Annotated in this window: 11 protein-coding genes and 1 pseudogene; 7 read left to right on the forward strand and 5 right to left on the reverse strand. The window is 38.9% G+C overall.

Annotated elements, in window-relative coordinates; genetic code table 11:
* From ACYTR8_RS09445 to tpiA, 7 genes and pseudogenes are all read left to right on the forward strand, one after another.
* Positions 1-113 (forward strand): annotated as a pseudogene (locus ACYTR8_RS09445) (IS30 family transposase); the annotation flags it as partial.
* 182 nt (positions 114-295) lie between these two features.
* Positions 296-1,471 (forward strand): IS256-like element ISSdy3 family transposase, encoded by a 1,176-nt coding sequence (locus ACYTR8_RS09450; protein ID WP_479642058.1) that lies wholly within the window; start codon positions 296-298, stop codon positions 1,469-1,471.
* Positions 1,472-1,656: 185 nt separating this feature from the next.
* Positions 1,657-1,998 (forward strand): hypothetical protein, encoded by a 342-nt coding sequence (locus ACYTR8_RS09455; RefSeq protein ID WP_479642059.1) that lies wholly within the window; start codon positions 1,657-1,659, stop codon positions 1,996-1,998.
* Positions 1,999-2,083: 85 nt separating this feature from the next.
* Positions 2,084-2,224: a hypothetical protein gene (locus tag ACYTR8_RS09460; RefSeq protein ID WP_014612146.1), complete on the forward strand. Its 141-nt coding sequence runs from the start codon at positions 2,084-2,086 to the stop codon at positions 2,222-2,224.
* Between the two features lie 18 nt (positions 2,225-2,242).
* Positions 2,243-2,431 carry a glycosyltransferase gene (locus tag ACYTR8_RS09465; protein WP_479642060.1) on the forward strand — a complete coding sequence of 63 codons (189 nt, stop codon included), beginning with the start codon at positions 2,243-2,245 and terminating at the stop codon, positions 2,429-2,431.
* On the forward strand, positions 2,391-3,653 hold the full coding sequence (locus ACYTR8_RS09470) for a glycosyltransferase family 2 protein (RefSeq protein WP_479642061.1): 1,263 nt from the start codon (positions 2,391-2,393) through the stop codon (positions 3,651-3,653). Before ACYTR8_RS09465 ends, ACYTR8_RS09470 begins: the two co-directional genes overlap by 41 nt.
* 165 nt (positions 3,654-3,818) lie before the next feature.
* Complete coding sequence (gene tpiA, locus ACYTR8_RS09475) at positions 3,819-4,577, forward strand: triose-phosphate isomerase (protein ID WP_111715863.1); 759 nt, start codon at positions 3,819-3,821, stop codon at positions 4,575-4,577.
* Positions 4,578-4,661: 84 nt separating this feature from the next.
* Here tpiA and ACYTR8_RS09480 read toward each other — a convergent pair whose 3' ends face one another.
* From ACYTR8_RS09480 to ACYTR8_RS09500, 5 genes are all read right to left on the reverse strand, one after another.
* Positions 4,662-5,798, reverse strand: a complete 1,137-nt coding sequence (locus ACYTR8_RS09480) for a lactate oxidase (RefSeq protein ID WP_479642062.1) — start codon at positions 5,796-5,798, stop codon at positions 4,662-4,664.
* Between the two features lie 138 nt (positions 5,799-5,936).
* Positions 5,937-7,172, reverse strand: coding sequence for an aminoacyltransferase (locus ACYTR8_RS09485; RefSeq protein WP_269761050.1), 1,236 nt, complete (start codon positions 7,170-7,172; stop codon positions 5,937-5,939).
* Complete coding sequence (locus ACYTR8_RS09490) at positions 7,172-8,389, reverse strand: aminoacyltransferase (RefSeq protein ID WP_479642063.1); 1,218 nt, start codon at positions 8,387-8,389, stop codon at positions 7,172-7,174. Before ACYTR8_RS09490 ends, ACYTR8_RS09485 begins: the two co-directional genes overlap by 1 nt.
* Positions 8,389-9,198, reverse strand: a complete 810-nt coding sequence (gene yidA / locus ACYTR8_RS09495; protein ID WP_111715872.1) for a sugar-phosphatase — start codon at positions 9,196-9,198, stop codon at positions 8,389-8,391. The genes ACYTR8_RS09490 and yidA overlap by 1 nt, the downstream gene beginning before the upstream one ends.
* A 480-nt stretch (positions 9,199-9,678) precedes the next feature.
* Positions 9,679-10,980, reverse strand: coding sequence for an HD domain-containing protein (locus ACYTR8_RS09500; protein ID WP_479642064.1), 1,302 nt, complete (start codon positions 10,978-10,980; stop codon positions 9,679-9,681).
* Positions 10,981-11,202: the final 222 nt, after the last annotated feature.

Genomic DNA, 11,202 nt, shown 5'->3' on the forward strand with positions numbered 1-11,202 from the left:
CTCAGAAATATTTATCAGCTATCGCTGATAAACGAAATAGAATTCCTAGGAAATCTTTAAATTATCAAACACCATATCAGGTTTTTCTGAGTTACGTAAAATGTCTAGCTTAATTTGACAATTTGGGTGTTAAAAAGACACAGGATAATATATTTAAAGAGCTATTAATCAGGTGATTTCTCATTATTAAAAATGAAAAGTACTTCGGTAATGTAAAATATCTTGTGTAAACACAAAAAGGAATAAATCCTGTATAGTAGAGTTGCGAGACTTCACTAGAAAGAGATTTATTCCCATGACCCAGTTTACCACAGAATTGCTAAACTTCCTAGCCCAAAAGCAAGATATCGATGACTTCTTTCGTCAATCTCTAGAGACAGCCATGAATGAGCTCTTGCAAGCTGAATTATCAGCTTTTCTCGGATATGAACCCTATGAGAAAAGTGGTTATAACACAGGTAATAGCCGCAATGGCACCTATTCTCGTCAATTTGAAACCAAATATGGAACTGTGAGTTTAGCAATACCAAGAGATCGAAATGGTGAGTTTTCACCAGCTATCTTGCCGTCCTATACTAGACGTGATGACCATCTAGAAGAAATGGTTATCAAACTCTACCAAACTGGCGTAACAACTCGTGAAATCAGCGAGATTATCGAACGAATGTATGGTCATCACTATAGTCCGACGACTGTGTCAAATATCACAAAAGTAACACAAGAGAACGTCACTGCTTTTCACGAGCGTACACTTAAGGAAAACTATTCCGTGCTTTATCTTGACGGGACATACTTACCTTTGCGCCGAGGAACGGTTAGTAAAGAATGCGTTCATATTGCTCTTGGGATTACTCCTGAGGGCTATAAATCCGTTTTAGGATATGAGATTGCATCAAATGAGAATAATACTTCTTGGAGTGACCTTCTCAATCGACTTCAAAGGCAAGGAGTCCAGCAAGTGTCGCTAGTTGTCACTGATGGATTCAATGGCTTGGAGCGAGTCATCCAACAAGTTTATCCTTTAGCAAAACAGCAACGTTGCTTAGTTCATATTGCTCGCAATATGTCGAGTAAAGTCAAACGTGTAGACAGAGCCCCTATTATTGAGCAGTTTAAACAGGTTTATCGAGCAACTAGCTTTGAGGAAGCAAGGAAGTTATTGAGACAGTTTATGGATGAGTGGAAACCTCGTTATAAGAAGGTGATGGAGTCGCTTGAAAAGACAGAGAATTTATTCACCTTTTACCAGCTCCCATACTGTATTTGGCCAAGCATATACTCGACTAACTTGATTGAATCACTGAATAAAGAAATTAAGAGACAGTGTAAAAAGAAAGTAGTATTTCCAAATGATGAATCACTTGAGCGATGTTTGGTAACTATTTTTGAAGACTATAATTTCAAGTTTGGACACCGCGTTCATAAAGGTTTTGGAGCGTGTTCTGATACCCTGGATAGTCTATTTGATTAACATTTAGAAACTCGACTAGGTGTTTACACAAAATTATTGACAGTACCAGTACTTCTTTCCAAAAAATGTTGGGAAGATGCTTTTTCCTTATTGTGAGGGTCTTTTTTCTGGTTTTAACATTATAAACAGTTAACTATAGCGCGTTACCCCCTCGAAAAGACTCAGAACAGTTCGATTTGGTGACAATGGTTTTACGAAATACAACGATTGTCGAAGATATTGAAAAAGCTAGAGCCAAAAAGAAATACCTGCCAAGTTTTCCTACAGGAATCTTGCGTAAAGGGATAAATCAAGCTGGTATCACTCAGCTTGATTCTCAGACGGACGTTGTCTTTGGGGAAAAAATGATTGAGGTAAGGATTCCTTGGCAACTGTTGAATTTTTCTAATCTAGCGGCTAAGAGAATTCATGACGACTACATGAAGAACTATGGTGTCAAAGAAGTAGATGCTGACATGATTGCTCTGGGATGGGGACCCGCCGCAATCACACGAGATGATTCCTATGGAAGACTATCCTTTACCTAGTTGTGAGAGGCCTAAGGTTCGTCCATTTTTAAAAGCATCCTACTCTATTATTAAAAAAGAGTGGACTAAAAAGGAGAGTAATCAGATGATACATCATGTTTTGTACTTTTATATTATGGTTTGTTTAGCAGTGACTATTTTTAATCTCAGTTACATTGTTAAGCAACGGGTGACACAATGGCACAAGCCGCATCTATTTGACCAATGGAAAAAAGAGTCCAAATAGGAGAAGGGGCAAGGTCGTATGCAACTATTCTTTACCTTTTTACAACTCTCCCAGCTGATTTTCTTATTACTTTTGATTGCTTATGCCAGTTTTTTAGTGATTTCTTTAGTTATTGGAGGTGTCCATCTCTATGAAAAACGAGAACATCGATCTCGTTTAGCGACTCATGCTGATGATGTGGGGGTCTGTTATCGTCCCGGCCTATAATGAAGCTTTGACGATTGTTAATACTATTGATTCCTTACTTCATTTGGATTATGATCATTACGAAATCATTGTTGTAGATGATGACTCTAGTGATCAGACATCAATGGTGTTGATGAACCATTTTCCACTCATACTTCATCAGGAACCGATTAACCAACATATTGTAACTAAGCCTTATAAAGCTATTTATAAAGCTGATGTGGAAGGTGTTGTTTTGACCTTAATTGTCAAAGAAAATGGCGGAAAAGGGGATGCATTAAACATGGGAATTAATGCGTCTTGTCATGATTATTTCTTGTGTTTAGATGCAGATTCGATGTTGCAAAAAGATTCATTAAAACACATTATGACATCGGTAAGGTTAGACAAAACGGTTATAGCTGTTGGAGGTCTTGTCCAGGTTGCCCAGGGGGTTAAGATGGAAGAAGGGTGCATGGTTTCTTATCACCTTCCTTGGCGGATGATTCCTTGCGCTCAGGCCATTGAATATGACTCTTCTTTTTTAAGGGCGCGTATTTTCTTGGATTACTTAAAAGCTAATTTGATTATTTCAGGAGCTTTTGGTCTCTTTAAGAAAGACATCGTGAAAGCCGTTGGTGGTTACGACACAGAGACTTTGGGAGAAGATATGGAATTGGTTATGAAATTACATTTTTTTTACCGCAATAATCAGGTTCCTTATCGAATTTGTTATGAAACTGACGCAGTCTGTTGGAGTCAAGCACTAACGAGTCTAGGAGACTTGAGGAAACAGAGACGACGATGGTTCTTAGGACTATATCAATGTTTGAAAAAGTACAGAAGTGTTTTTGCCAATTACCGCTTTGGGGCAGTTGGGTTTGTTTCTTATATATACTATATCTTTTTTGAGTTAATATCTCCCTTTCTTGAACTTTTTGGAGCAGGAGTTATTTTTTTGGGTCTGATTTTTCATCAGTTAAATATTCCTTTTTTCTTTTCACTTATTTTTCTCTATACTCTTTATTGTATTCTAATTACCCTTACTTCTTTCTTGCATCGGATTTACTCTCAAAAATTAATGATTGGGTTAACAGATATTATCAAGGTAATGTATATAGCTGTTTTTCGATACCTTGTCTTGCATCCTGTTTTAACCCTTGTCAAGGCGAGTAGTATAATTGGCTACCGCGAGAAAAAGAATATCTGGGGGCAGCTTAAGCGCGAGATTCAGATGCAGGAATACGATAATCTCCTTTCTTGAGGATTATCTGATAAGAAACATATATCCTATAAAAAATAGTGAAAAGTTTTCAGAAAAGCCCTCTTCCTTTGTGAAAATATTCCTAAAATATAGCCGTTTTCTTTTAATAGCCAGTAAAATATGCTAAAATAGGAGATGTAAATAAAAAAAGAAGAGGTATGTGATATGTCACGTAAACCAATTATTGCCGGTAACTGGAAAATGAACAAAACCCCTCAAGAAGCAAAAGCGTTCGTTGAGGCTGTAGCAAGCAAATTACCTTCAAATGACCTTGTTGATGTTGCGGTAGCAGCGCCAGCTGTTGATTTGGTAACAACTATCGAAGCTGCTAAAGATTCAGTTCTTAAAGTTGCTGCACAAAACTGCTATTTTGAAAATGCAGGAGCCTTCACTGGTGAAACATCTCCACAAGTGCTTGCTGAAATGGGAACTGACTATGTCGTTATTGGTCACTCAGAACGTCGTGATTACTTCCATGAAACAGATGAAGACATTAACAAGAAAGCAAAAGCTATTTTTGCAAATGGGTTAACTCCAATCCTATGTTGTGGGGAATCTCTTGAAACTTACGAAGCAGGTAAAGCTGTTGAGTTTGTTGGTGCTCAAGTTTCTGCGGCTCTTGCAGGTCTTACTGCTGACCAAGTGGCTTCACTTGTTTTAGCTTACGAGCCAATCTGGGCAATCGGTACTGGTAAATCAGCTACTCAAGATGATGCTCAAAAAATGTGTAAAGCTGTACGTGACGTGGTTGCAGCAGACTTTGGGCAAGAAGTTGCTGATAAAGTTCGCGTTCAATACGGTGGTTCTGTAAAACCTGAAAACGTTAAAGATTACATGGCTTGTCCAGATGTTGACGGTGCCCTTGTTGGTGGCGCATCATTAGAAGCTGATAGCTTCCTTGCTTTGCTTGATTTTCTTAACTAAAACTATCAGATGAAACTATAAAAAGAAGAGGGCCTTGAAGCCCTCTTCTTTCTATTGTAAATTTTAAAGGTAAGTCAAATGAGATTATTCTTTTAAAGCTAGAGAATCACTTATAGGATTTTGGCGAATCAAGGAGGCTTTTTTGACATCCTCTATTGTCTGAGTGCCAGCTAATTGCATAATAATCTTGAACTCTTTGTTGAGGTGTTCCACAACGCTTTGAGTTCCTTTTGTCCCTCCAAGGGCCAAACCAAATAAGATAGGACGGCCGATAGCAATAACAACAGCACCGCTTGCGAGCGCCTTGAAAACATGTGATCCGCGACGAACACCACTGTCAAAGACAATAGGCACTCGCTGGTTAACGCGATCTGCAATGGCTTTTAAGACATCAAAGGATGCTGGACCACCATTTAGCTGACGGCCGCTATGATTTGACACCCAAATACCGCTCGCGCCTGCTTGAATGGCTGTCTCAGCATCTTCTGGATTTTGAATTCCTTTTATGAAAACAGGAAGTCCGCTGTAATTAGCCACTTTTTGAATATCAGATGGTAAAATAACTTGTGCAGCAGCAGCGTAAATCTCAGCAATCCCTTTTCCTTGAGTGTCACCAGCGGATAATTTTTCCAAGTTCTCCATTGGAATAGGAAACTGAAAATTGTTGATAATATCAGCTTCACGATAGCCGCCTAACATGGAGTCTACCGTCATAACGATAGCTTTAACGCCTGACTTCACCGCTTCGTCTAGCCATATTTTATTAATCTCCCAGTCTTTACTCATGTAAAGTTGGAAAAATTGTGGTGCACCCTTACCTGCTTTGGCAATATCCTCGATGGTTGCATTTCCGTAAGTGCTTTGACTCATAATGGTTCCAGCAGCAGCCATCCCTTCTGCAGTAGCTAGCTCGCCCCGCGAATGGGCTAATCCTTGAGCAGCAGTAGGTGCAGCGATAATCGGCATTGAAAGAGGAATATCGAGTAAAGAAGTTTGTGTTGAAGGATTTTCTACAGTTGTTAGAACTCTGGGGATAATTTTCACATGATTAAAAGAGTTTGTGTTTTCATGAAGGGTCCATTCATCTTCAGAACCTTCAGTAATGTATCCAAAGCCTCCCTTGGGGATAATTTGTTGGGCACGTTGCTGTAAACTCGGAAGGTTTAGAATTTCTAAACGTTCTTCACGATCTGATTGTTGATAACCGTTAATCATTGTCATAATCCTAGTCCTCATTTCTATTATTAACAGGTAACTGTTAGTGATGATATGGCCAAAATAACACTACATAGTAATAAATGCAACGAAAAAGTTTTAGGATCCGTTTGAAACCCTAAAACTTGGATAATATTGGGACTATTAATAGCGTTTCAATAACTTTTTAAGGAATTGAATCGATTGAAACAGCATAGGGCGTGGATAGTATCGGAAAGTTCCTGGTTTTTGCAAAATATAACCATTAAAGTTTTGTTTGAACCTTAACACACCATCTGAGCCATCAAATTCACCAGTAATACCGAGAAAATTATAAGTTTTAATCCCTCTTGCTATAGCGGTTAACATAGCATGTTCTTGAAGTAGAGCAGGGGCATAAAATCGATTAAATTCTGGGTAGGAGCCTGAAAAGAGATAAACTGCCTCTTGGGGAGTGTACAAAAAGAGACTACCTGCGAGAATTATTTCTTTGGCACCATACTCTTTAAGAAAATCAAGAGCTTCAGAAATTCTGACGTCAAAGGTCTCAAATTGACTTGATAGTTCACGAAGTTGATTTTGTTTTTTTTCAGAATGGGGATGAGTCATAAGCTCATTGTCAAGTTTTTCAATTCTTGCCCCAAGTTGATTTTGTTTTTGCTTGAGGTTAGTCAAATAGTCATTGAAATTAAGAGTTGCTACCATGAATTCACAATAGTCTCCAAAACTATCATAAAAATCTTGGTAATAGGATAAGGACTTATCAGAATAATCTCGACGATCTGACGTGGCAGCGGTAATCTCTTTGAAATGGTGGAGCTCATCTCGGTTGAGAGAACGTAACGTAATGCCAAAAGTGTTTGCTTTTTTGAGTAATGCTTTCCCTTTTTTGCTGAAAGATTGAGATAGTCGAGAAGGAGTGATTCCTTCTAAGTTTTTAACATAATGCCAAACGGGCTCTCCTTCAGGATAACCAATTTTAAAACCATCATGTTGAAAACCTAAGGACGTTAGAAGCGCAATCAATTGTTCATTGGTTTCGGATAAAGTATTGCCATTGCTATCAAATTGCTGATAATCATCATAAGGTTTTACAATGCATTCAATGACATGATGTTTTTTAGCATAAGCTTTGAGTTGGCTGTAAAATTCTTTCAAGTATTCTGGGGAATTGGTATTGGGACCAGCATTCAGTTCAAGACGCCAACCTCCTAAGACTTTTTGACGAAAGACCATGGCTGCAAGTTTCAGTTCGCCATCTTTTTCAAGGCCTAGAAAATGGGGCTCTGCCCCTCTTTTTGTTAATAGCTGAGCCATTTCTGGTGTCTGAATAAAGGAATGGCGATGTAAACTTTGGCAGTAATGGGCAAATCTTTCTTGGGCTATTTCGATTAGTGCCATCAGTGGTGGGTGCTCCTTATTTTTTTTCGTAGGTTATAAGCGGCGGTAGCTAATTTGGAGATGATGTTCACAGGAATATTAAATTCACCGGCGAATTCTTCGATGGTTGGATTTAATCTAGCTTTGAAATGGTAGAGACCGCCATCTAACTGGTTTTCCACGCCCCCAAGATTATGCCATCGGCAACCTCGCTGAAAGGCTTCCTTAGCAGTATGATACCAAGTAAGGAGAGGGGCTTGATAGTTGCGATAATCATCATCCATTCCAGCATAAAGGTTTTCTGAGGTATCCCCATAAATTAAGGTTAAGGTCGCAGCTAAAGGAATATGCTTTTGTCCTTTTAAAAGTTGTGTATTTAAGACTGCTAGCTCTTTCTCAAGTCGCTCAATAGTCTTTTGATTCTCAGTGACTTTGCTAGGCTTGCTTTTGTCATTAAATTTAGCTTGTTCTGCGCTTGCTTTGTCTAATTGTTGAGAAAGAAGATTCTTCTGTTTGGGTAAATCTAGGAAGGCCATAGTAATGTAAGAATGATCGACATAAGTGGTCAGTAACTTATGATAATAGGACTGCCCCCGTAAGATAATCCCTTTTCGCTCTTCTGTCTTAGCCATGAGGCTAGAAAAATCATCTAGCAATTCAGCTCCTCCGACAATAATCTCAACCCCTTTATTGGTCGCAGTGCGAATGGATTGTTTTGCTTTTTTAGACAGGTTCTCAAATTCAAAGTCCTTGGCGTAGATATTAGCCTGCACTCTTGGCTGAATCGTTTCATCAAGCTCTTTTGTTCTGCCAGACCATTCCAGCCCAAGTTGTTTTAAAAAAGCGATGATTGAGAGGGTGAAGTCATTTTCTTCGCTGTCTATCCCTAAAAATGATTGTTTGATTTGTAAACTTGGATCCATTTTAACAAAGAGAGCGCGCTTGCTTTTTCCAAAAATTTTGAGGGTTTTAATCACAAAATCAAGGAGTTCAAAATTGGCGTAATCCATGATTGGTCCACGAGGGATATAAATCATGCTAAACCCAAGAGGAAGTGGCCTGATCAAGCAAGCAGCAGCAGCTACTTGAATACCATCTTCGTAAAAGCCAATCCGTTCATGTTTCCAATTATCTTTGATGTGTCCCCAGTCCGAACTTTGTAGTAGGTTTGCTTGAGGTTGAGACAAGACAAACTGATCGTGTTCTTCAGGAGATATTCCAATTTTATACGTATACATTATTTTAACACCCACTCGCGAATAGCATGTGCCACACCACTGTCATTGTTTGATTTAGTGATATACTTGGCGATTTTTTTTAATTCAGGAACCCCATTTTCCATCACAACAGGGTTGGCAACAACTTCTAACATGGCACGGTCATTCTCAGCATCACCAATGGCCATGGTTTGTGACATGTCTAGTCCAAGCTTTTCAGCTAAATGTCTAATGGCATTACCTTTGCTGACGGTTTTGGGCATAAACTCTAAGTAGAACGGTGTTGATTTAACAATCGTGTAGTGATCAAAGAAGTTTTGTGGGATAAGCTTGATTGCTTCGTCCAGCAATTCGGGGTCATCGACCATCATAATCTTGATGATTTCTTTACCTGTCATCTCCTCTGGAGTTCGGTAGAAAATCGGCATGTTTACTAAAGTTGACTCATGCACGGTGTATTTGCCAATGTTACGATTAGCGGTAAAGATACCTTCTTTGGTAATCGCATGCATGTGTATGCCTAGTTTTCGGCTTAAATATTCAATCTCTAAATAGTCTTCATAAGTCATCAATTCTTTAACAACTTCTTCGCCAGTCTCAGCATCTTGCACCAATCCACCATTAAAGGTAATGACGTGGTTTCCTTGATGATTAAGTTCCAACTGTTCGAGTAATGAAACTACTCCGGCAATAGGTCTGCCAGTAGCAATTACCACATGGACACCTTGAGCCTTAGCCTCTTGGATAGCTTGAAAAACGTCATCGGTGATACGGCGGTCATCGGTGATTAATGTGCCGTCAATATCGACAGCAACCAATTTGATAGACATCGCATTCTCCTTACTTATACTTAACTGTCATTATAAAAATGCTCTAAACTCTATCATACTAAAAATAGGTGTTTTTGTCATGAAATAGAAGAAGGAATGGAATGAAAAGTAAGAGAAAACGTTTTAATCTAGGGTGATATTTGTCATTACCATCAAAAAAAGATTGAAGAGGGTCTTCTACTTTAATCTCTGGATAAAGTACCTCTAAGAGAATTTGTGCACAATGTTATCAAAAAATAGTATCAGTGTTTGCATTGTATGAATCATAGGCGAGTGAAGCAATCCAAAACTCGATACGTTACACCATAGCAAAAACGCCAGAAACATGACGCTTCTGGCGTTCGGAGCTTTTGAGATCTAGGCTCAACATCTAGGTATGAAATCCCGTAGGGAGTTGCTATTGTCCGTGCTAGTTAAGTCAAGTATCATAAAAATATGAACTTTGAAGAAAGCAGGCTTTTTCTTCAATCTAGAAGGACTTTAATTGCTGAAGTGAAAGTGTCCATTGGAAATGTAACTAATAAAGGCTTCCTTACTAGAGGCAAACAGATCATCTAGCTCCAACATTTCCTTTGGAAAATAAAAGCGGCGATCCCCGTAAGTGGTACCTGTTAGGGCTTTGACAATAGGTGATAATTGGGACAATTCAGCACGGCTGCCATCTTGTTGCACCATTTCGATTTGAGTTCTTGGATTTGCTAGTTCTGGTCGATAAATATCATAAGGTAGGTCAAAGTTAACATGGATACCAGTGTAATAATCAGGGTCAAATCCTACAGCCTCCACCAGCTGTCGTAAGCGCTCTAAGTCTTCTTGTGACTCTTGATCAAAGGTGACCGATTTGAGAATTTTTCGGTTGATGAAGCGACCAGCTAAATCTGATAAAATATGGTCTTCGCTTGCCATCCAAACCTGGAAGTAAGTGTTCATTACCCCATCATCTAAAGAAAGGTAATCGGTTAGTTTGGCATTTTTCTCAAAGAAAGGAATAAGACCAGGCGCTGTTTTTTGGAAATAGGCTTTCTGCTCAGGATATAAGGTTTTAGCCCGTTTAAGAAGGTTTTGTAAGATAAGTTCCACGGCACGGCTAGCAGGATGAAAATAAACCTGCATGTACATTTGAAATCGGCTCACGATATAGTCTTCCACAGCATGCATGCCACTGCGGTCAAAGACGATTCCTCCGTCAACAGGACGAATGACTCGTAGAATTCGCATCAAATCAAACTGCCCATAATTGGCAGCAGAGAAGTAAGAGTCTCTCAGTAGATAATCCATACGATCACAGTCAATTTGGCTAGAAATGAGCTGAACGACTTGTTTATTAGGATAGGTATGGTTGATGACACTAGCAACCTTATCCGGAAAATCAGGAGAATGACGCACTAAAATAGCATTAATTTCCGTTTCAGGATTAGTGACAATCTCTTGAGTAAAGGCCTCATGGTCTGTATGAAAGAGGGTCTCAAAGGTGTGGGAATAAGCACCATGACCAATGTCATGTAGGAGGGCAGCCGTCATGGTAACAAGACTTTCATCTTTGTCCCAATTATCAGGATATTTTTCCTCGAAGATTTCGGTGACACGCCGGGCAATTTCGTACACCCCTAGACAATGGGAAAAGCGGCTGTGTTCTGCTCCATGAAAGGTAAACGCAGTTGTAGGGACCTGTTTGATGCGTCGTAACCGTTGAAATTCTTTGGTATTAACAAGATCATAAATAAGCTGATGATTAATATGGATATAGTTGTGAACGGGGTCACGAAATACTTTTTCATTCATGGTTTATATTATACCAAAAATTGAAAAAATAAGAAGAAACTGATAGGAATCATTCCCGTAGTTACTATTTCACTTAAGGAGTTTGCGCCATTTCAAAAAAACAAGTCTACATTCATAAAAAAGCTACTACTTCCTAACTTAGAAAGCAGAAGATTTTCGAAAATACACGAAAAAGGGCGCAAAAATTCCTTGTAGTTACAGCAATTTTTTCGAACGGTTAAA

Source organism: Streptococcus sp. F2, from assembly GCF_056500955.1.

Bases quoted from the DNA above. Each gene is read 5' to 3' on its own strand.
- ACYTR8_RS09455 (WP_479642059.1), top strand. From the start codon at position 1,657: ATGGTTTTACGAAATACAACGATTGTCGAAGATATTGAAAAAGCTAGA.
- ACYTR8_RS09465 (WP_479642060.1), top strand. From the start codon at position 2,243: ATGCAACTATTCTTTACCTTTTTACAACTCTCCCAGCTGATTTTCTTA.
- ACYTR8_RS09490 (WP_479642063.1), bottom strand. From the start codon at position 8,389: ATGTATACGTATAAAATTGGAATATCTCCTGAAGAACACGATCAGTTT.
- tpiA (WP_111715863.1), top strand. From the start codon at position 3,819: ATGTCACGTAAACCAATTATTGCCGGTAACTGGAAAATGAACAAAACC.
- ACYTR8_RS09500 (WP_479642064.1), bottom strand. From the start codon at position 10,980: ATGAATGAAAAAGTATTTCGTGACCCCGTTCACAACTATATCCATATT.
- yidA (WP_111715872.1), bottom strand. From the start codon at position 9,198: ATGTCTATCAAATTGGTTGCTGTCGATATTGACGGCACATTAATCACC.
- ACYTR8_RS09470 (WP_479642061.1), top strand. From the start codon at position 2,391: ATGCTGATGATGTGGGGGTCTGTTATCGTCCCGGCCTATAATGAAGCT.
- ACYTR8_RS09450 (WP_479642058.1), top strand. From the start codon at position 296: ATGACCCAGTTTACCACAGAATTGCTAAACTTCCTAGCCCAAAAGCAA.
- ACYTR8_RS09485 (WP_269761050.1), bottom strand. From the start codon at position 7,172: ATGGCACTAATCGAAATAGCCCAAGAAAGATTTGCCCATTACTGCCAA.
- ACYTR8_RS09460 (WP_014612146.1), top strand. From the start codon at position 2,084: ATGATACATCATGTTTTGTACTTTTATATTATGGTTTGTTTAGCAGTG.
- ACYTR8_RS09480 (WP_479642062.1), bottom strand. From the start codon at position 5,798: ATGACAATGATTAACGGTTATCAACAATCAGATCGTGAAGAACGTTTA.